16 protein-coding genes and 1 pseudogene are annotated in these 20,752 nt (G+C 47.7%); 7 read left to right on the plus strand and 10 right to left on the minus strand.

Features of this window, described 5'->3' with window-relative positions; translation table 11 throughout:
- Window positions 1-280: 280 nt before the first annotated feature.
- The 3 genes from rng to rlmH are packed head-to-tail and all read right to left on the minus strand — an operon-like array spanning window position 281 to window position 2,774.
- Complete coding sequence (gene rng, locus EKO24_RS17180; protein WP_127027921.1) at window positions 281-1,735, minus strand: ribonuclease G; 1,455 nt, start codon at window positions 1,733-1,735, stop codon at window positions 281-283.
- On the minus strand, window positions 1,732-2,307 hold the full coding sequence (locus EKO24_RS17185; RefSeq protein WP_127027922.1) for a Maf family protein: 576 nt from the start codon (window positions 2,305-2,307) through the stop codon (window positions 1,732-1,734). Before EKO24_RS17185 ends, rng begins: the two co-directional genes overlap by 4 nt.
- The gene (gene rlmH / locus EKO24_RS17190) at window positions 2,307-2,774 is read right to left on the minus strand and encodes a 23S rRNA (pseudouridine(1915)-N(3))-methyltransferase RlmH (RefSeq protein WP_127027923.1); all 468 of its coding nucleotides are present in this window, start codon (window positions 2,772-2,774) and stop codon (window positions 2,307-2,309) included. Before rlmH ends, EKO24_RS17185 begins: the two co-directional genes overlap by 1 nt.
- 142 nt (window positions 2,775-2,916) lie before the next feature.
- Here rlmH and EKO24_RS17195 point away from each other — a divergent pair, with 142 nt between their 5' ends.
- From EKO24_RS17195 to fliW, 3 genes are all read left to right on the plus strand, one after another.
- A complete protein-coding gene (locus EKO24_RS17195; protein WP_241674606.1) occupies window positions 2,917-3,546 on the plus strand; it encodes an LPP20 family lipoprotein in 630 nt (209 codons plus the stop codon).
- Between the two features lie 137 nt (window positions 3,547-3,683).
- On the plus strand, window positions 3,684-4,904 hold the full coding sequence (locus EKO24_RS17200; RefSeq protein ID WP_127027925.1) for a flagellar assembly protein T N-terminal domain-containing protein: 1,221 nt from the start codon (window positions 3,684-3,686) through the stop codon (window positions 4,902-4,904).
- Between the two features lie 84 nt (window positions 4,905-4,988).
- A complete protein-coding gene (gene fliW / locus EKO24_RS17205; protein ID WP_127027926.1) occupies window positions 4,989-5,444 on the plus strand; it encodes a flagellar assembly protein FliW in 456 nt (151 codons plus the stop codon).
- Between the two features lie 358 nt (window positions 5,445-5,802).
- Here fliW and pyk read toward each other — a convergent pair whose 3' ends face one another.
- From pyk to argH, 5 genes and pseudogenes are all read right to left on the minus strand, one after another.
- Window positions 5,803-7,227, minus strand: a complete 1,425-nt coding sequence (gene pyk, locus EKO24_RS17210; RefSeq protein ID WP_127027927.1) for a pyruvate kinase — start codon at window positions 7,225-7,227, stop codon at window positions 5,803-5,805.
- A 17-nt stretch (window positions 7,228-7,244) separates the two neighbouring features.
- Window positions 7,245-8,258: a type I glyceraldehyde-3-phosphate dehydrogenase gene (gap, locus tag EKO24_RS17215; RefSeq protein WP_127027928.1), complete on the minus strand. Its 1,014-nt coding sequence runs from the start codon at window positions 8,256-8,258 to the stop codon at window positions 7,245-7,247.
- Window positions 8,259-8,448: 190 nt separating this feature from the next.
- On the minus strand, window positions 8,449-10,518 hold the full coding sequence (locus tag EKO24_RS17220) for a class I adenylate cyclase (RefSeq protein WP_338324018.1): 2,070 nt from the start codon (window positions 10,516-10,518) through the stop codon (window positions 8,449-8,451).
- A 93-nt stretch (window positions 10,519-10,611) separates the two neighbouring features.
- Window positions 10,612-11,253, minus strand: a pseudogene (locus tag EKO24_RS23485) (class I adenylate cyclase); the annotation flags it as partial.
- Window positions 11,254-11,273: 20 nt separating this feature from the next.
- Window positions 11,274-12,668: an argininosuccinate lyase gene (argH, locus tag EKO24_RS17225; protein ID WP_127027930.1), complete on the minus strand. Its 1,395-nt coding sequence runs from the start codon at window positions 12,666-12,668 to the stop codon at window positions 11,274-11,276.
- 207 nt (window positions 12,669-12,875) lie between these two features.
- Between argH and hemC the strand changes: the two genes are divergently transcribed.
- The 4 genes from hemC to EKO24_RS17245 are packed head-to-tail and all read left to right on the plus strand — an operon-like array spanning window position 12,876 to window position 17,076.
- A complete protein-coding gene (gene hemC / locus EKO24_RS17230) occupies window positions 12,876-13,817 on the plus strand; it encodes a hydroxymethylbilane synthase (protein ID WP_196240035.1) in 942 nt (313 codons plus the stop codon).
- Between the two features lie 24 nt (window positions 13,818-13,841).
- Window positions 13,842-14,615, plus strand: a complete 774-nt coding sequence (locus EKO24_RS17235) for a uroporphyrinogen-III synthase (protein ID WP_127027931.1) — start codon at window positions 13,842-13,844, stop codon at window positions 14,613-14,615.
- Between the two features lies 1 nt (window position 14,616).
- Window positions 14,617-15,828: a uroporphyrinogen-III C-methyltransferase gene (locus EKO24_RS17240; RefSeq protein WP_127027932.1), complete on the plus strand. Its 1,212-nt coding sequence runs from the start codon at window positions 14,617-14,619 to the stop codon at window positions 15,826-15,828.
- Window positions 15,829-15,843: 15 nt separating this feature from the next.
- Complete coding sequence (locus tag EKO24_RS17245) at window positions 15,844-17,076, plus strand: heme biosynthesis HemY N-terminal domain-containing protein (protein ID WP_127027933.1); 1,233 nt, start codon at window positions 15,844-15,846, stop codon at window positions 17,074-17,076.
- A gap of 73 nt (window positions 17,077-17,149) precedes the next feature.
- On the opposite strand, the gene ubiD is transcribed toward EKO24_RS17245, so the two are convergent.
- Window positions 17,150-18,610, minus strand: coding sequence for a 4-hydroxy-3-polyprenylbenzoate decarboxylase (ubiD, locus tag EKO24_RS17250; RefSeq protein WP_127027934.1), 1,461 nt, complete (start codon window positions 18,608-18,610; stop codon window positions 17,150-17,152).
- Window positions 18,607-20,745: an oligopeptidase A gene (gene prlC / locus EKO24_RS17255; RefSeq protein WP_127027935.1), complete on the minus strand. Its 2,139-nt coding sequence runs from the start codon at window positions 20,743-20,745 to the stop codon at window positions 18,607-18,609. The genes ubiD and prlC overlap by 4 nt, the downstream gene beginning before the upstream one ends.
- Between the last annotated feature and the right edge of the window lie 7 nt (window positions 20,746-20,752).

Here is a 20,752-nt window from a genome sequence, read left to right on the forward strand (position 1 = left end):
AATAAGAAACTATTGTCCACGGAAGACACGAAAAAAAACACAGCCATTATAAAGCTGAGTTGAGCTGCCGGTCTGCTCAAACAAAACTTATGCCCTTTGGGTATAAAGTTGCCATACAACCACTCATTCCGGAAAGAAAGCAGTTACATCTAACTTGATACAGCCATGCTGTTGAAGGTCTTGCCGGTTAAAAAGCCTTTTCGTGCTTTTTGCGTATTTCGTGGACAAGATTAAGCTGACGAATCCGGATGCCTCAAGACGCTATCGCGTGCTTTATGCACTAAAGCAACACCACATCATACTGCTCCTGATTGTATTCGGCTTCAGCCCTGAACTTGATGCGTACGCTTAAAAAAACTTCCAGTTCAGCCAGCATATCGGCCTCTTCATCAAGCAGCATCTCCACGACTTCATTGGAGGCCAAAACCAATATCTTTTGAACCTTGTACTGTCTGACTTCGCGGATAATCTCCCGGAATATTTCCAGGCACATCGATTCGGGCGTCTTCAACACCCCGCGGCCGCCGCAGGCTCTGCAAGGCTCGCAGAGTATATGCTCCAAACTTTCCCGCGTTCTTTTACGCGTCATTTCGACCAAGCCCAGTACCGATACCTCGGTGATATTGGTTTTTGCGTGATCTTTTTCCAGATGCCGCTCAAATGCCTGCAACACTTGTTTTTTATGATCTTCGCTCTGCATATCGATAAAATCGATGATGATGATGCCGCCCAAATTCCTGAGCCGAAGCTGCCGGGAAATCGTCTGCGCCGCTTCGAGGTTGGTCTTGAAAATAGTTTCTTCGAGGTTGCGTCCGCCGACATAGCCGCCGGTATTGACATCGACAGTCGTCATCGATTCGGTCTGGTCGAATACCAAGTGCCCGCCCGATTTCAGGTTGACTTTGCGGTCCAGCGCTTTCTGGATTTCATCCTCAACACTGTAAATATCGAATACCGGACATTCGCCGGTGTAATGCTCGATTACCGGCACAATTTCCGGCACAAAAATTTCCGCAAATTCAACCAGGCGCAGATAGGTTTCTCTTGAGTCCACCCGCACTCTCTCAATACCTTCCCGGTATAAATCTCTTAATGTCCTAATACTCAGCGGTAAATCTTTATGGATAAATTGCTTGGGCTTGGCGTTGGCGATCTTGGCTGCAATGGACTCCCACAATTTCAGCAAAAATGTCATATCGGCAATTAATACCGACTCATCAACGCACTCTGCCGCTGTTCTCGCGATAAATCCGCCGCATTGATACTCGGCCCTGAATGCATCCAGGCAAGCTCTTAACCGGGCTCTTTCCGTCTCGCATTCAATGCGCTGAGACACGCCGGAATTATGCGCATAAGGCATATAAACCTGGAAACGCGACGGTATCGATATTTCCGTGGTTAAGCGCGCGCCTTTGCTGCCTATGGGGTCTTTGACCACCTGCACGATAATATGTTGACCTTCGTGCAGATAATGCTCGATGTTTTCAGAACCTTTCTTTTCCAGGTCCTTTGCGCACAAATCGGAAAGATGCAAGAAAGCCGCCCTGGGCAGGCCAATATCGACAAAAGCCGCCTGCATGCCGGGCAGGACCCGGCACACCTCACCTTTATAAATGTTGCCGACTAATCCCCGCTGCCGGGTTCTCTCGATAATTAATTCCTGCAAGACGCCATTTTCAATAACCGCAACACGCGTCTCAGGCGGAGTAACGTTAATTAAAATTTCTTCACTCATTTGAAAAGACCTATGCCTTGCCTGGATAAAAGTTCCGCTGTTTCAAATAACGGCAGGCCGACCACACCGGAAAAGCTGCCGCTAATCGACTCTACAAATACGCCCCCCAAACCTTGAATAGCATAACTACCGGCTTTATCGGCCGGTTCGCCGCTGTGCCAATAAGCTTCTATTTCGCATTCCGTTAAGAACCTGAAAGTCACCTCGGTAATGCTCACAGCCTGACCATGCTCCCGCCCCCTGAGCGAAACCGCACTATAAACCCGGTGCATTCTACCGGATAGCAACCTCAACATCGCCAACGCATCGTCCCGGTCTTTGGGCTTGCCCATGATCAAGTTGTCCAGTACGACTGCGGTATCGGCCGCCAAAACCGGAAGGCTGTCGCCCAACCGGGCGACGCATGCCGCCGATTTCTCGGCAGCCAACCGCTGCACATAATCCAGCGGCGCTTCACTAGGTAGCGGCGTTTCATCGATGTCGACCGGACTGGCTTTATAAGCAACCTTAATCTGATCCAACAATTCCATACGGCGAGGAGACGCTGAGGCAAGAATGATCTGCACAGTCATTAACGATGATAGGGATGGTTATGAAGAATACTCCAAGCGCGATAGAGTTGCTCGGCAACAACAATACGCACCAGCGGATGCGGAAATGTCAGCTTGGACAAACTCCATGATTCCCGCGCCAGTTGTTTGACCGACTCGGCCAAGCCTTCGGGCCCTCCAATCAGCAATGAAACATGCTGTCCGCTTTCTTGCCAGCGCTGCATCGCTTGCGCCAATTCAGGTGTCGTCCAGGGTTTGCCGGGAATATCTAAAGTGACAATATGGGTATTTTGAGGGATTGCCGCAAGCATCCGTTCTCCTTCCTCTTTAACAATCCGGGCAACATCACTGTTCTTGGTTCGTTTGCCGGGCGTAATTTCCTTAAGCACCAACTCGCACTCGCGGGGTAAACGTTTGGCATACTCGTCGTAGCCCTGCTGCACCCAGCCGGGCATACGGTTTCCTACTGAAATTAGATTTATCTGCATGCGGTGCAGCATACAGAGAACAGGCTTCCGATGCAATGGAGTCAAATAATAGTCATATTTCGCAATGAAAATAGCTTACGAAAAACTTAAGTAATAGACGAATCAGCCGCTATATTGGCAAACCGATACAGGAGTAATTACCGTGAACATTAAATCCTCACTCAGCAAGCTTGCAATGCATAGATCCTTACTTGCGGCAGCCGGAGTAGCCATCAGCTTACTAATGACTGCTTGCACCACAACTACGGCAGCCAAAGCGCCGCCAATGGCGTTTCCGCCGTATAAGACCTTAAGTGCCGTGGGCTATGGCACTGTCGAAAAGAGCGATCGCTATTCACGCTCGCAGATTAAATTGATGGCGATGAGAGCATCCAAAATGGACGCTTACAGAAGCTTAGCCGAGCAGCTTAATGGCCTTCAATTACGCGGGCAAACTACCGTCGAAGACGCGGAAGTTACTCATGACAATTACCAAGTTTATCTTAATGCTTATTTACGCGGAGCCAGGGTAAAAAGAACTTCGGCTATCGGCAGCGATATTTACGCAGGAGATGATACTTTTGAAACCGTCGTGGAACTTGATTTAACGCCAAGATTTTATGAATGCATTAATGGTCCTAGCGAATCGATTAACCAGTGCCTTCAACAAGGCCTGGAAAATCCGGCGCCTACTGTTAGCCACAACTCATCTACTGTATCGAGTATTGGTTCGGAATGCCATTCCACTGATTGCTACAGCTACCCTAAGAGCAAAGGTTTTAGCCCAAAATAACCCGGCCGAAATTGCCCGAATAGTGGGTGTTGAATAAATTCGCACCCACAATTAGCTTTGAAAAATTACCGCAAATAGCATCTAATGAAGCTTACAAGCTGTATCCAGTTTATTCAAAGACAAACCGGTTTTGATGAATGGCAAAAATATTATTCAAATATATATGGGTGGCGTTTTTATTAACCCAGTCTTGCACCACTACTATTCAACCTCGGCCTAATACGGTAACTGTTGAAGGCCAGGCCGCCATTAATAAAAGCATGCCGCTATTAGCCAGGAAACAAGCATTGCAGGACGCTATTCGTCAAGCCTCCATGCAATCATCGATTAATATTCACGGCCAAACTTTCGCCAATCAAAACAATATTTCGATAGACGCCGTTTCGATGCGTACGGCTGCTGCCGTCAGCAATACCAAGGTACTCAAGGAATGGACTACGGATAACATCTATCATGTTGTCGCGATGGTGGACTTGGTAGCGGATAACTCCTGCACGCCTCACCAGCGCAAGCGTATTATCGCAACAGCTTTCCCGCTAATTAAACAGGAACAAGTAACCGCCTACGAATCGCAGGATTTAACTGGCGGCATTCCACGCGAACTTAATAATCATTTGATCGAATCCGGCGACTTTATAGGCAGTAATGCTACTAATATCAATCTATATCCGAGGCCCGACTTAGCTCCGGAAATACAGGACCGCGCTGCTTACCGCCCTTCAAAAGTCATGCAAATCGCAACATCCAACGGTACCCAACTGGTACTGTCCGGCGTCATTAGGGATTTGGAGGTCGAATCGACTGAATATATGAGCGGCGCGGGCCCTTTGGCTTTTGCCAGGAGCTTGGCCCGGGAAGTCGTAGCCAGACGCGGAATCGGCATTGATATTTATGTGCATGACGGCTTTACCGGCGCATTACTCTTCCAACAGCGTTATACCGACAGCGTCATAGGCGATGTATGGGTACCGGCAACTTATACGGTAGGCAGCGAGCGCTTTAACTCTACCTCGACCGGCGAAAAAATCGCCAAAATCATAAATCAGGCAAGCTCGGATATTCGCCAAACATTAAGTTGTTACCCTTTTACAACGCGCATTGTTGAAATTAAGGATGACAAGGTATTTATTGATGCCGGCGCTCAGGAAAGACTTAATGTCGGAGATCAACTAGTCGTTTATAGTACCGGCGGCGATGACTTAAATATCGATGGCGGTCTCAGCTTCATAGGTAGAGACAAGCAACCTGCCGGCGTGTTAACGATCATGACTGTAATGCCCCGTTACTCGATTGGACGCTTGGAAGCTCCTGCGCGCGATCTGGGCGTCAGGATTGGAGACTGGGTAAAATCCTGGTAAACATCCGGCTTCAAGTTAGCCTTGCCATATATATAGCTTTAGGCTATATATTTGCACTTACATCCACCTTTACCAGAGTTCATTATGGAAATTAAATCAAATTTTTTCGGCGAACAATCCATCGATCCCAGCACTATTATCAGCTTTCCTAACGGAATCCCAGGTTTTGAAGACCAGGGCCGTTTCAAGCTATTCCATCAGGAGGGCCAGAACCCACTTATTTTCTGGCTACAATCTCTAGACGATGAATCCTTGGTATTTTCAGTTGCACTTCCGTCTGCCTTCAATATCAATTACAACTTTGTTTTAAGCGACGAAGAAGTCTCTACCCTAGGAATTGAAGATGCGACAGACGCGCTTATCCTGATAATTCTACATAAAGACGAATCCGAGCAGCCTACCATTAAAGGCTCCATCAAATCTCCACTGGTAATCAATAGCGTCAAAAGAATAGGCCTGCAAAAAGTGCTTGTTCAAGTAGAACAAAGCATAACGCTGACCGACGTTAGCAATGAAATTAATCTTTCTGAAAGCGCCTAAAGCCAGTAGCTGGCAAATATCTCTTTTAACCAGGGAACCTATTTAACTTTAACTGTAATTTACTGCCGCGTTTTGGCGGCAGTTCTTACTTACCAGGATGCGCAGGCATAAACCCAGAACCAAGTACCCCCCCTTAATGGCTAAGCATTGCTGAATGATGATTTCCGGAAAAACTACCCGTTCGAGCAATCATACAACCGAAAAAACAGCATGGCCAACTCTATCAAGCTGACCATGCATGCAAGAAGAATGACCTGAAAAATTAATATCTTTCAGGCCATTAAGATGGGAATGTTGTTACACGTATAATTATCGAACTGGAACTGCCAGACGATCAATACAAAACAAGGCGCTACCCCTATCCAACAGTAATAACTTTTAGAGAGTTAGTACCACCCGCTATTCCTTCAAGATCGCCTTGAGTAATAATGAATGTATCACCGTTTGTAGCAACTCCGCGCCTCTTTAACTCTGCGATAATAGCTTTGTTTACTGCTGCATGGTCGCTAAGATCGTGCATGAAAAGCACGGGAAAAACGCCGCGATATAAAGTAACTCTACCGAGGGTTTCTTGGTGTGGGCTAAGCGCAAAAATTGGAATGCCTGAACTAATTCTGGACATCCATAATGTTGTAGAGCCCGACTCGGTTAATGCCGCAATGCCATGAATTTTAGTATGGTTAGCCATATACATAGCAGACATAGCAATCGCTTCATCGACGCGTTCAAACTGAAGCTCAACACGATGCCCTGAAGTGCGTACTCTAGGTTGCTTTTCGGCTTCGACGCAGATACGGTCCATCGCTTCAATCGCTTTGATTGGATGTTTACCGGATGCGGTTTCAGCCGACAGCATGATGACATCGGTACCGTCATAGACCGCGTTGGCAACGTCACAGACTTCCGCGCGGGTAGGGATCGAGTTTTCGATCATCGACTCCATCATCTGTGTCGCAGTAATGGCGACACGGTTAAGCTCGCGGGTGCGTTTAATCAGCATTTTCTGCACGGCCGGCAGGTTTGCGTCGCCAATCTCAACGCCGAGATCGCCGCGCGCTACCATGACCGCATCGGACGCCAGGATGATTTCATCGATAACGTCCAACGCTTCGGCGCGCTCAACCTTGGACACGATTCCGGCATGGCAGCCTTCGGCTTCCAGCAAACGGCGTGCTTCGTTTAGGTCTTCCGCGGTACGAGGAAAAGAGACAGCCACATAATCGCATTTAATTTTTGCGATGGTTTTGATGTCTTCTTTATCCTTGTCGGTCAAAGCGGCAGCGGAAAGCCCGCCGCCGAGCAAATTGATGCCTTTGTTGTTGGACAGGTCGCCGCCGACTACAACCGTGCAGTTAACGCGCATATTTTCGACATTGACCACATCCAATACGATGCGGCCGTCGTCCAATAACAAGCGGCTGCCCGGCTTGACTTCCAAAGCCAGCGGTTCGTAGGTGATGCCGACTTGCGTGTTGTCGCCGGCAGTGGGATCAAGGTTGATGTCCAAGGCAAAATCCTGGCCTTCTTTCAAAAACACTTTAGTGTCTTTGAAGCGGGCAATACGGATTTTAGGGCCTTGCAAGTCGGCAAGAATACCAACCAGCCGACCGGTTTTTAAGCTGAGCTCACGAACAGCTTTGGCTCTTTTAATATGGTCTTCCGCAGAACCATGAGAAAAGTTCATACGAACAAAGTCAAGGCCTGCTGCAAACATACCCTCAAGTACGCCCGGCTTATCCGTAGCAGGACCCAGCGTTGCTAAAATTTTGGTTCTTCTTAACATATTGTGTTGGAAACCCGTTATTTCGCGTTGACTAAAGCAATTGTCGTATCTAACATGCGGTTTGAGAAGCCCCACTCGTTATCATACCAAGATAGAACTTTTACAAGGTTGCCGTTCAGGACTTTGGTTAACGATGCTTCGTAAATTGACGATGCTGAATTATGGTTAAAGTCCATTGAAACCAATGGCAAAGTATTGATATCCAGAATGCCTTTTAACGGACCTTCGGATGCCGCTTTCAGAATTTGATCAACTTCTTCTTTGGTGGTGTTTCTGCTTGCTGTGAAAGTTAAATCAACAACAGAAACATTGATAGTCGGCACGCGCATCGCGAAACCGTCCAATTTGCCGTTCAATTCTGGCAATACCAAACCTACCGCTGCAGCTGCACCGGTCTTGGTAGGAATCATTGACTGTGTAGCTGAACGAGCACGACGCAAATCGCTGTGATAAACATCTGTCAGGACTTGGTCATTAGTGTATGAGTGAATGGTTGTCATTAAACCATTTTCAACGCCAATCGCATCGTGTAAAGGCTTAACTAATGGAGCCAAGCAGTTAGTTGTGCATGAAGCATTGGAAATGACGGTATCTGAGGCTTTCAGAACATCGTGGTTTACGCCGTAAACGATAGTTGCATCGACATCGTTGCCGCCTGGGGCCGAAATGATGACTTTTTTGGCTCCGGCAGTAATATGCGCAGATGCCTTGGCTTTGCTGGTGAATAAGCCAGTACATTCGTGAACTGCATCAATGCCCAGTTCGCCCCATGGCAACTTTGATGGATCTCTTTCAGAGAAAACTTTAATTCTATCGCCGTTGATAACGATATGATCACCGTCAACGGTCACATCGAAAGGAAATTTTCCATGCACTGAATCATATTTAGTCAGGTGAGCATTTGTATTCGCGTCGCCTAAATCATTGATTGCAACAATTTGAATTTCATTGGTACGGCCCGCTTCGTACAATGCACGAACGATATTACGCCCAATGCGGCCATAACCATTGATTGCAACTTTAATTGGCATAGATTTTCTCCAGAATGATGAAATGAAAACTTACAGAAATGGATAACCCTAAGATTTCTGATAATCTATTCAATTGTATCAAAAATTAGCCTAATTAGTCCATTGACGTAGAAAACAGCTATTACGATCAATATCTACCATGCGAGCAAGTAAACTTTCCATAGCATTAAAAGAAAACGACAAATAAAACTTAGATATTGAATTTATCCTCTATCTTTTGTTTGTAATTTAAATAATGAATGACTTGCAATTTTTCCGGCCTATCAATGCGAAATGCCGAGAGCGGTAAATCTATATCAGTAATATGAATCGGATAATTTATCTTGCCGTTCCTAAATTGAAGTATGTATTGGTAAGCGGCGTAAAAGACTTGATTGCCGTAATCCAGCGACGAAAATTCTTTTTCATTGCAGTAGACTGAATAAATAATGCCGTTATGAGTATCTTCTCCCGTGATGCGTAAACTCAATTGCTGGCATGAAGACGCAGCTCTCAGTTGCACCGGGCTATAAGAAAAAACGCCGGTAGAATTCTTTTTGACCTCATAATATTCAATAGCTAAAAATGTTTCGAAAAGATTACGCCTGAGCAACGACTCCAAAAAAATAGAGTATTGTTTTAACAGATGATTCGAATTCGTTTTGCTATGTTGCTGTGTGTATAAGCTGCCTTTCTCATCGACAATATATACACCGGTATCGCCCTTATTTTCATAATAAAAAAGCTGAATCACTTGCGGCCTATTCAGCGAGTAAATAAGCTGGATCGGCGTGTTTTCAAGCACAACCTGGTCGAAATGAACCGCACTGAACCACTCCCGGGGAGAGGCTAGCTCGCTTAACAGCATTTTCTTTGTGGCTAACTCTTTATAACTTAGAGTTTTATTGCTCATCTGAAAAACATAAAACGAAGTTCCGCCAGGTAAAATATATCGGGGCGAGCGATTATGATGCGGCTTGGTAAAAAGCTTAATTAAGACATCAAATACAGCCTCAACACGAAGAATAATTTCTTTGGCTCGCGCCGGCGTGTGACAAACAAACTTCAAACAGCTCGAAGACAGCGGCTTTTTAGTATTATTGATAATATCCGTGAAACAGTTAAATAACCCTTCTATACCTTCGCCTTGGCTGGTTGTAATTTCGCCCCAGCTGGATAACGAGATCCTGTCAACCGATTGAACAAAACACTGACGACTCATTCCGTAACTTAACGCATCGGAGCGCTCGCTCATAACGCACAAACCATCATCATCCGACATGCCCATATTAATAATAACCAGCGAGTTCAGCTGAGCCTTGAGGATTCGGTAAGTTTCCAGCGGAGGGTCATAGTTAAAATTTTGGGTTAAAAAAAGATTGATCTGGGCCAAGGTCGAATGCAGTTCTTCATTCGGCATTTTGAGCGAGTGAGAACTAAACTGAAGCTGCAGCTGTTTATAATAGAGCCTGTTAACGACCAGCCAGCAAAGAATTTCAATTAAAAACCGGCACTTCTGTATCGGTTCAAAATCGGTAGCATTGGCCATCAACACATTGCCCAGATACACCCCCCAACCATCGCCGCCGGGAAGATGATTTTCCACAATAGATAATATGTTTTCTTTTGAATGAACTTCCGAACGCGTGGTAATGATCTCAATCTTACCTGGCCTTTTTTCCAAAAAAGAGTGAAGCTTTCTGCCGATTAATTTCAAGTCATCCGTATTTTCCTGATTTTGAGCCACATGATCTTTGGCAAACCCCATGATCATACGATAACAATGGGTCAACTGCTGCACGATGACGGCATGCTCTGCTGTTGCTTTTTTTATATTCCAGAGCCGTTGATATTTAAGGTTATCAATAGCGGATATAGGCCAATTCCAGATTTTAGCAATCGATTGCATATACTTCTCCCTGACGCCCCTGGTCTGAGAGTCCATGGTATTATCCGACGCGCCCATTACCTTCAAATAAAAGCATTGACGCGCTAAAGCCAATCTTCCGTGACTATGGGCGTTTTGCAGATATTTTTCGACTTTTTGATAGATCAGCAAATAAGGATCGAGATCGACCATCATATACCCCCCCTGATAGACGGCCTTTTTTATGTCCTGACAGAGCCATTCAGTTTGAGGGTATTCACTGGCATAGCACTCCATCAATAATAATTTTAATAGCGACTTGTGCGGCGAATGCAGTGCTTTATAAAGATGCCAAAGCGTTGCGCTCGTGAACTCTTCAGCCGGTACCGCATCGAAGCCGCCAAAATCGATCAACTCATGTTCGGGAATGAACAGATTATCGATTAAGTGCTTTATATAACGCGTGTAATTACCTTCTTCATGAGGAGGGACCACCCACCAAGCGGGGCTTTTTCCGGCAATGTAAATAGCTGTCCGGTAAAATTCTTCAAGCAATAGGTAATGCTGCGTTTGGCCGCTGCTTTCCGAAGAAATTGGAGTATTTTGACCGAGTACGAATTGTCTGCTGTCCATTAAGAAAAAATGCACTTCGAGCGCTAGCGATGCGGCCCAATTCTCTATTGCAGTCGCTTTTTTTTGCAGTTCCTCAATAGCGTCAGACGACAGATTGGATTGATGACATAACCAAATATCCATATCGCTGGTTTTGGAAAAGGCAATACTACCGACGCTTCCCATCAAAAATATCCCTTCAATCGGATAGACATGTGAAGCTACGCGGGTATAGCTGAAATTTTTTGCAAGCTGTTTGGCCGCATTGATGGCCTGAACGCCTGGATGGTATTCAGGTATTCCGGCCGGTGTAGACGAGGAAATAAAGCCCGGCAACATCGGAAAATTGCAATGAAAAAGCAAAGGCAGCAAGTCTAAAAATGCTTGCTGCCGAGGCTGTAGGAAGTCTTGAACGCGTTGTTGCCGAAGTTGATTTAAGCTTTTAAAACGGTGCTTGATCGTCTGGAGATCTTGTATGCTAATTTCTTCGCCGGGCGACCCTAGATAAATAGGCCGCTCTTGGTGTGGTCTAATCATCGTGAAAAAGCTTAATTTTATTATACTGAAGAGATGCTTTGCCGCGCCGTCCTAATCGCAAGTCTAACCGTATCGGGAGCCGTGCCGCCGATATGTTTCCGGGCCGCGACCGAACCTTCCAGCGTTAGATAATCAAAAACATCGTCGGCAATCAGACTTGAAAAATGCTGCAGTTCCGGCAAAGACAATTCCGACAAGTCACGCTGGCTTTCTAATCCCAAACGTACTGCCATGCCGACGACTTCATGGGCATCGCGAAAAGCCATGCCTTTGCGCACCAGATAATCGGCAAGATCGGTCGCGGTAGCAAAACCACGCTTGGCTGAGTTATACATATTGGCTTTTTTGGCCTCGATATGCGGAACCATGTCCGCATAAGCCCGCAAACAGTTGATCAAGGTATCGGCGGTATCGAACAGCGGCTCCTTATCTTCCTGATTGTCCTTGTTATAAGCCAACGGCTGGCTCTTCATCAGCATCAGCAACGAAACCAAGTGACCGGTTACCCGGCCTGATTTGCCGCGTACCAGCTCGGGTACGTCGGGGTTTTTCTTTTGCGGCATAATCGAAGAGCCGGTGCAAAAAGCGTCGGGCATTTCAATAAAGTCAAACTGGGCGCTGGACCACAAAATCAACTCTTCGGAAAAACGCGATAAATGCATCATGATCAAGCTGGCGGCCGCCGCGAATTCAATTGCAAAATCGCGGTCGCTAACAGAGTCCAGCGAGTTGGCTGAAGGGCGGCTAAAGCCAAGCAATTCAGCCGTCATCTGACGGTCTATCGGGTAACTGGTTCCGGCTAACGCGGCAGCTCCCAACGGCATGACATTGATACGTTTATGGCAATCCAACAATCTTTCCCGATCGCGGCTAAGCATCTCAAACCAGGCCATCAGGTGATGTCCGAAAGTAATCGGCTGGGCAACTTGTAAATGCGTAAAGCCCGGCATGATCGTGTCGGCATGCCGCTCAGCCAAATCCAGGATCGCTGTTTGCAGCCGCGTAAGCTGGCTTAAAATCTGCTTGATTTCACTACGCAGGTAAAGACGAATATCAGTCGCCACCTGATCATTACGGGAACGGCCGGTATGCAGTTTTTTCCCGGCAATGCCGATCAGATCAGTCAAACGTGCTTCAATATTCATATGAACGTCTTCCTGCTTGATCGACCAGACGAACTCGCCGTTAATGATTTCCTGGGCAATTTGGCCAAGACCGTCAATAATAGCGTCGCGTTCCTGCTCGCTCAAAATACCGCAGGAACAAAGCATTCTGGCATGGGCAATTGAGCCTTCAATATCCTGTTGCGCCATGCGCTGGTCAAAATCGACGGAAGCGGTAAACACCTCGACAAAAGCATCGGTTGCTTGGGCAAAACGGGCGCTGGAAAGTTTATCGGAATTAACGTTGGACATAGTAGCTTTGCGGATTACTTAAATTGTCTAATTATACAGCTAAAGCTTACGCGCCTGCTAACGCTGCTTAACTTCTCCCGGCAACGACTAAGCAAAATTTCCTCTTCCGGCTGTTGCCTTTTGCTCACATTACTTTCACAAAGAATTCAAGTTCGATTGACTCTGATTAACTTACACGAGGTACAATAGAACAATTTATCGTAAAAAATGAATGGTGCCCTTTTGACTGAAAAAATTATTCGCATTGCAACGCGTAAAAGTCCTTTAGCATTATGGCAGGCAGAACATGTGGCAGAACGGTTGGAACGGACATTTCCGGGATGCCGGACCGAACTGGTTAAAATGTCCACTCAGGGTGACAAGATTCTTGACGCGCCTTTAGCCAAAATCGGCGGCAAGGGCTTGTTTGTCAAAGAACTGGAGCAAGGCATGCTGGAAGGCTTAGCCGATATTGCCGTGCATTCTATGAAAGATGTGCCGGTCGAGTTTCCTGATGGTTTGCATCTGGCTGCCATTTTAACGCGCGAAGATCCGACCGATGCCTTTGTCTCTAACCGTTATTCGACGCTACATGATTTGCCGGCCGACGCCAGAATCGGCACTTCCAGCCTACGCAGACAATGTCAGATTAAACAACTTTACCCCGATGCTGAGATATTGTCGTTAAGAGGCAATGTCAACACGCGCCTATCCAAACTGGATGCCGGCGAATACGATGCTATCATTCTGGCTTCAGCCGGATTAAAAAGACTGGGCATGGCCAAACGCATCACCCAATGCCTGGACACTTCCATCAGCCTGCCCGCCATCGGCCAAGGCGCCATCGGCATAGAATGCCGAAGCAACGATCGGCAAATCAATGAAATGCTGGGCTTGCTACATGACGATGAAACCGGACTGTGCGTGACAGCGGAAAGAGCGATGAACACGCGATTGAATGGCGGTTGCCAAGTACCGATTGCCGGTTTTGCGCAATTGCAAGACGGACAACTGTTCATGCGCGGCTTGGTTGGCAGCCCCGACGGCAACGTCATATATCGGGCTGAACGGACAGGCGGTCCGGATGAGGCCGAGTCTATCGGCAAAATGGTTGCTGAAGAGTTATTAGCCCAAGGCGCGGATAAAATTCTGCAAGCGCTGTTTCATTAAAATAAAAACGTAGGGCCGGAAGCTTTGAATAAATTATTAAGCGGTGTACGCATTTTAGTGACGCGGCCTGAACATCAGGCGGACAACCTGAGCCGTTTAATTGAAGAGCAAGGCGGAATAGCCGTCAGGTTTCCCACACTGGAAATTATTGCAAAGGATAATGCCTTAGAAATAAAGCAGATGTTGGCGAATCCGGACCTTTTCCAATGGCTTATTTTTATTAGCGCCAATGCAGTAAATTTTGCTCTAAAGGCGAATGATGGCAAAATAGCCTGCACGAAATCCGTGCGTTTTGCCGCAGTGGGACAGTCAACCGCGCAGGCGATGCGAATGGCAGGATTAAATGTCGACTTAGTGCCTGAGAGTGGTTACAACAGTGAAGCGCTGTTGGCAATGCCCGAGCTACAGCAAGTTGAGGGGCAGCGTTTTTTAATCGTTCGCGGTGAAGGCGGGCGTGAACAGCTAGCGACAGCATTACGCAGTAGAGGCGCGGAAGTTAATTATCTGGAAGTATATAGAAGAGTAATCCCCCGTATTGACAGCTCGCCAGTGGTCGAATTGCTTGCGCAACACAGCCTGGACATCGTTACCGTGACCAGTGCCGAAGCATTGCAAAACTTAAAATTAATGCTGGATGAAAAAAATAATAAGCTATTGTCATTAATAACCCTGGTAGTAGTTAGCAATAGAATCAGGTGCATAGCGGCCGATATGGGATTTAATCGAATTATTGTAACGAATAGTCCTATCGATACAGCAATTCTTGAGACAGTAATAACGTGTGTGACAGGGGAATAGAGTGGCTGAAGTGAGTGAACAACAAGAACAGAATGTGAGCGAAAATAATAAAGCTCACAAGTCGCGTAGCGGACTCTGGTTTGGCATCATTATGCTGCTCGTTATCTTAAGTGTAGCGGGTGCCGGCTTTTATTTTCTTCAGCAACTACGCTCTCAACAGGATAATCTAGGCGGCGAAGTTAATAAAGGCGACATGCAGCTAATCGAACTATCGAAACAGATTAGCGGCTATCAAGCGCAACTTGCCGCCATTCAATCCCAGCTGGCAACCGTAGAATCCGATGTTGCCGGGAAAGAGTCCCACTTTAGCCAAACCCTGGAAGGCTTTTCCAAACTGCACAATGAAAAATTGGACAGCACGCGGAATGAATTAAATACAGCAATTACCCAAGTACAACGCCAATTAGGCAAAACACGCGGCGACTGGTTAATTGCCGACGCCGAATATCTGTTAAGCATTGCCAATCAGCGCTTGTATTTAATGGGCGACGTGAATACAACTCGCGAAGCGTTGGAAGCGGCGGATCAACGTCTCAGGGAAAGCGGTGATGCCGGTGCGTTTAAAGTACGCGAGCAAATCGCCAAAGACATTACCGCCATCCGTAATGTTGCCGTTGCCGATATTGTCGGCATGTACGCCTCAATTCAATCACTGCAAGATCAAGTCGATAGTTTGACCTTACTTTTGCCTTATACGGGAAAAACACTGACTCCGCCTAGACAGGCACCGGAACCTGCTAACAAAGAAGATCAAACCCTGCTTGATTCAGCCTTGGGACAATTGGAAGGCGTGGTGACGCTCAGACATACCGAGCATCCTATCAAGGAAATATTGACGCCGGAAGAAGCCCAGTTCATTCGCGAACAGTTAAGGGTAAAATTGGAAATGGTCAAAATCGCCCTGGTTCAACAAAATGAGCGACTGTATCAATCCGGCTTGGCAGATGCCAAAAAATGGACTGAACAGAACTTCGCCAAAAATGCAGAAACAGGCAATTTTATTGGCGAGCTGGACAAATTTAGCGCCATTAAAATCCGCAGCCATTTTCCTGACATAAGCATGTCATTGAAAATGCTTAGAGATATTACCAAGCTGAGACTGGAAGCGGACAAAGCTCTGGCGCCGGCTGAAAAAACAAAAAACGAACAGACCGTCACAACACCTCCGGCTGAACCTCAAAAACCGGTTGAAACAGCACCCGCCGCACAATAATCCAGAGAGCGCACAATGAAAAATATAATGTATTTTCTGGGCTCGCTCCTTGTTGCCGTTGCCACCGCTTTTTTTGTTTATAAATGGTTGGGCGGTTTTGAAACGCCCGGTTATGTGCTGATAGGCATCGGAAACTGGTCTCTTGAAACCTCGCTAATTGTTTTTTCAGTTAGCCTGATCATGGGATTTTTCATCTTCTATATCTTCTTCAGGTTTTTAGGCTGGCTGCTCAGATTGCCGGGCCATGTCAGAAATCGCGGCAAAAGCATCAAATTCAACCGCTCCCAGGAAGCCCTGATTGCGGGCCTGGTCGATTCCGCCGAAGGCAACTGGGAAAAAGCCGAAAAAGTATTAATTAAGCACGCATCCCATAGCGGCGCGCCGTTAATCCATTATTTGACAGCCGCAAGAGCCGCTCAATCCCGTGGCGCCTACGACAAAAGGGATGAATATTTAAGAAAAGCAGCTGATCAAGCCCCCGGTTCCGATGTAGCTATAGGCCTGACTCAAGCTGAATTGCATTTATCGGAAAAACAGTTCGAGCAAGCTCTGGAAACACTGACACGCCTGCATTCGATCGACCCGACTCACGCCAGCGTTTTAAAACTATTACACCAAGCCTATCAACAAGCCGGCGATTGGGAAGGCCTCCGTAAGCTGATCCCGTCGTTGAACAACAATAAGGTGTTGATGGAAGCCGAAATAAAGCTGCTTGAGACCGAAGCATTCAGCAAATTGTTAAAACAGGCGGCCGAACGAGGCAGCGCCGATGAAATTGAATCGCTGTGGTCGGAAATCCCCGATTACATAAGAAATATGAAAGGCGTTTCGGCGATCTATTTTGCCGCGATGATTGAAGCCGGTGCAGGCGCAAAAATCGAAGGCAGCTTGGCTAGAGCCTTGTCAGCAACTTGGGATCAAACGTTGGTCGTGTTGTATGGCAATGTTCAGTCGATTGACATTGCAAGACAGCTTGAGACCGCCGAACAATGGTTGCCAACGCATCCTCGGGATGCGGTATTCCTGACTGTACTGGGCAAGCTGAGCATCAAATGCGGCGACAACCAAAAAGCGACAACCTACCTGACTAAAAGTTTATCGATAGAACCTACCGTTTCGGCTTATCAAATATTCGGCGATTTGCTGTTTGCCCAAGGTGACAAGGATAGGGCCACCGAATGTTATAAGCAGGGGTTGGAATTGGCGTCTAGCGAGCTTGTTAGTCGGATTGATTCAATATCTGGATAAAAGAAAGGGTAGAGACTATCAACTCTACCCATCATCATTCTCGACCCTGAGCCACTCCACCTAATCTACATGATTAGAATAATGCATCCCATATATCATCCACCTTCTTAACCACCTCCGGCGACATCACAATAGTCCTGCCCCATTCCCGGTTAGTTTCCCCAGGCCATTTATTGGTCGCATCGAAACCCACTTTGGAGCCCAAGCCCGAAACCGGCGAGGCGAAATCAAGATAATCGATCGGCGTGTTTTCCAGTATCGTCAAATCCCTAGCGGGGTCCATGCGAGTGGTCATCGCCCAGATCACATCCTGCCAGTTGCGGACATCGACATCATCATCGACGACAATTACAAACTTGGTGTACATGAATTGACGCAGGAACGACCAGGTACCCAGCATCACGCGCTTGGCGTGGCCGGCGTATTGCTTTTTCATGCTGATCACGGCCATCCGGTACGAGCAGCCTTCCGGCGGCAAGTAAAAATCGACGATTTCCGGGAATTGTTTTTGCAAAATCGGCACGAATACCTCGTTTAACGCAACGCCGAGAATGGCCGGTTCGTCGGGCGGTCTGCCGGTATAAGTGCTGTGGTAGATCGGAGCTTGGCGCTGGGTGATTCGTTCGATCGTGAATACCGGAAAATCGGCGACTTCATTGTAATAGCCGGTATGATCGCCGTAAGGGCCTTCTGCGGCGAATTCGCCGGGATAAATGAAGCCTTCCAACACAATTTCGGCACTGGCCGGCACTTGTAAATCGTTAATCAGCGATTTGGCGACTTCGGTTTTGCTACCGCGCAATAAACCGGCGAACGCATATTCGGACAGCGAATCCGGCACCGGCGTTACGGCGGCCAGTATCGTTGCAGGGTCAGCGCCCAAGGCCACGGAAACCGGGAAAGGCTGCCCCGGATGAGCTGCCTGGAATTCCTTAAAATCCAATGCGCCGCCCCGATGCGCCAGCCAGCGCATGATGACTTTGTTTTTGCCGATGACCTGCATCCGGTAGATGCCGAGGTTCTGCCGCTCTTTATTCGGGCCTTTGGTGATGACCAGCGGCCAGGTGATTAACGGCGCGGCGTCCTCCGGCCAGCAGGTTTGGATAGGGTAATCGCCGAGATCGATTTCATCGCCTTCCCGAATCAGTTCCTGGCATGGCGGAGAACTGACTACTTTGGGAGCCATATTCAGCACTTGCTTGAATACCGGGAATTTCTCCCAGGCGTCTTTCATGCCTTTGGGCGGCTCGGGTTCTTTCAGGTAAGCCAGCAGTTCGCCGATGCCGCGCAATTCGGTGACGGATTCCGCGCCCATGCCCATCGCGACACGGCGTGGCGTACCGAACAGGTTAGCCAGCACCGGAATATTGGCGCCTTTGGGGGTTTCGAACAGCAACGCGGGACCGCCCCGCTTCAGGGTGCGGTCGCAAATTTCAGTCATTTCCAAATAGGGATCGACTTCAACTGTAATGCGTTTGAGTTCGCCCTGTTTTTCCAGCTGTTTGATGAAATCACGCAAGTCTTTATAGATCATGCCGCAATGCCGTTATGTCTGAGTAACGCGTCAATGGTCGGTTTGCGGCCGCGGAAGTTGATAAACAATTCCATCGCTTCCTGGCTGCCGCCTTTTTCAAGGATGTTCGTTAAAAAGGCTTTGCCGGTTTCTTGGTCGAAAATGCCTTTTTCTTCAAATAGCGAGAAAGCGTCGCTGGACAATACTTCCGCCCATTTGTAGCTGTAATAGCCCGCCGCATAGCCGCCGGCAAAGATATGTGAAAAGCTGTGCGCGAAGCGGTTGAATTTTGGCGGACGGACAACGGCAACTTGCTCCCGTACTTGCTCCAGGATTTCATAGATACGGCCGCCTTGTTGCGGATCATAGTCACGATGAATCCTGAAATCGAACAGGCTAAACTCCAATTGTCTGACCATGATCATACCTGCCTGAAAATTCTTGGCGGCAATCATTTTGTCGAATAAAGCGTCCGGCAGCGGTTCGCCGGTTTGATAATGCCCGGACATCAGCGCCAGTGCCTCTTTCTCCCAGCACCAGTTTTCCATGAACTGGCTGGGCAGTTCGACCGCATCCCATTCCACGCCGTTAATGCCGGAAACGCCCAGATAATCGACTTGCGTCAGCATGTGGTGCAGGCCGTGGCCGAATTCATGAAACAGCGTGGTCACTTCGTCGTGCGTCAACAACGCCGGGGTATCGCCTGCCGGCGGAGTAAAATTGCAGGTCAGGTAGGCGACCGGGATTTGAATATTACCGTCGAATTTATCGCCAGGAATGGCGTGTATGCCGCCAACCAGTCGGGAACTGGCGCGGCGTTTGCGGCTGACACAATCATCCATCCAGGCGCCGCCACGCTTTTTCGCACGGGCGTAAAGATCGAGATAAAACCGGCCGCGCAACTGCCCGGCTTGGTCATGGATTTGGAAGAAACGCACATCGGGATGCCAGCTGTCGAAATCGCTAATTTCAGAGATTTGCAAGCCGTACAGTTTTTCTACGATTGCAAATAGGCCCGGCAAAACGCGGGTAATCGGGAAGTAAGTTTTAACTTCTTCTTGTGACAACTGGTAAAAGTGTTGGCGCATTTTTTCCGAGTAATAGGCCAGATCCCAAGATTGCAGGTCTTTAACGCCGTAATATTTTTTCGCGAATTCGCGCAATTCGGCCAAGTCCTTGCGGGCATGGCGCCAGGACCGGTCGGCCAAGTCTTCGAGAAAAGCGGTGACGTCATCCGGCTTTTCGGCCATTTTTGTTGCCAACGACAGTTCCGCGTAATTGTCGAAGCCCAACAAGCGGGCTTTTTCATGACGCAAGGCCAGGATTTTTTCCATATTTTCGCCGTTATCCCACTGTCCGGCATGCGGGCCTTGATCGGACGCGCGGGTAGCGAAAGCTTCGTAATGCTCGCGGCGCAATTCGCGGTTATCGGCATAAGTCATTACTGAAATATAGGATGGAAATTGCAGGGTAATCATCCAGCCGGCTTCATTGTGGCTTCCGGCAACTGCTCCCTGCGTTGCTCTACCTCCTGCATCCATGCAGTCGTCGGCGGTCTGTTTGGCTTGGGCCAGCGCCGACTCAGGGAGTCCGGCCAGATCGTCCGCATCCCTGATCAGTTTACTCCAGGCGTTGGTTGCATCGAGCACGTTTTCTTCGTAGCTGCTGGCAAGCGCGGATAATTCCTGGCTGATTTCTTTGTAGCGTTGCTTTTTTTCGCTATCCAGGTCGATGCCGGATAATTTGAAATCTCTTAATGCGTTGCGGATGATCTTTTGCTGGGCAATGTCCAGTGTCGTAAATTCATCGCTTTCGGCAATAAAACGATAGGCTTTGAATAAGGCTTCGTTTTGCCCCATTTCAGTCGAGTAGGCGCTGAGTTTTGGCAAACAAGCATTATAAGCATCCCGCAATTCGTCGCTGTTGACCACGGAATTCATGTGGCTAACCGGCGACCAAGCTCTACTGAGCTTATCATCGACATCTTCCAGCGGCGCGATCAGATTTTCCCAAGTGTAATGTTGCGTGGCCTGTAGATGTTGTTCTACGGATGAACGGGCTTCGGCCAATAATTGATCAATTGCAGGTACGATGTGCTCCGGTTTTATCTGGGAAAACTTCGGCAATGTGGAGTTAGCTAGTAAAGGATTATTCATAGTAAAA

The organism is Candidatus Methylobacter oryzae, assembly GCF_003994235.2.
GTDB classification, from domain to species: domain Bacteria; phylum Pseudomonadota; class Gammaproteobacteria; order Methylococcales; family Methylomonadaceae; genus Methylobacter_A; species Methylobacter_A oryzae.

Bases quoted from the DNA above. Each gene is read 5' to 3' on its own strand.
- rng (WP_127027921.1), bottom strand. From the start codon at position 1,735: ATGAGTGAAGAAATTTTAATTAACGTTACTCCGCCTGAGACGCGTGTT.
- EKO24_RS17185 (WP_127027922.1), bottom strand. From the start codon at position 2,307: ATGACTGTGCAGATCATTCTTGCCTCAGCGTCTCCTCGCCGTATGGAA.
- hemC (WP_196240035.1), top strand. From the start codon at position 12,876: ATGAATGGTGCCCTTTTGACTGAAAAAATTATTCGCATTGCAACGCGT.
- pyk (WP_127027927.1), bottom strand. From the start codon at position 7,227: ATGTTAAGAAGAACCAAAATTTTAGCAACGCTGGGTCCTGCTACGGAT.
- ubiD (WP_127027934.1), bottom strand. From the start codon at position 18,610: ATGATCTATAAAGACTTGCGTGATTTCATCAAACAGCTGGAAAAACAG.
- argH (WP_127027930.1), bottom strand. From the start codon at position 12,668: ATGTCCAACGTTAATTCCGATAAACTTTCCAGCGCCCGTTTTGCCCAA.
- prlC (WP_127027935.1), bottom strand. From the start codon at position 20,745: ATGAATAATCCTTTACTAGCTAACTCCACATTGCCGAAGTTTTCCCAG.
- gap (WP_127027928.1), bottom strand. From the start codon at position 8,258: ATGCCAATTAAAGTTGCAATCAATGGTTATGGCCGCATTGGGCGTAAT.
- rlmH (WP_127027923.1), bottom strand. From the start codon at position 2,774: ATGCAGATAAATCTAATTTCAGTAGGAAACCGTATGCCCGGCTGGGTG.
- EKO24_RS17200 (WP_127027925.1), top strand. From the start codon at position 3,684: ATGGCAAAAATATTATTCAAATATATATGGGTGGCGTTTTTATTAACC.
- fliW (WP_127027926.1), top strand. From the start codon at position 4,989: ATGGAAATTAAATCAAATTTTTTCGGCGAACAATCCATCGATCCCAGC.
- EKO24_RS17245 (WP_127027933.1), top strand. From the start codon at position 15,844: ATGAAAAATATAATGTATTTTCTGGGCTCGCTCCTTGTTGCCGTTGCC.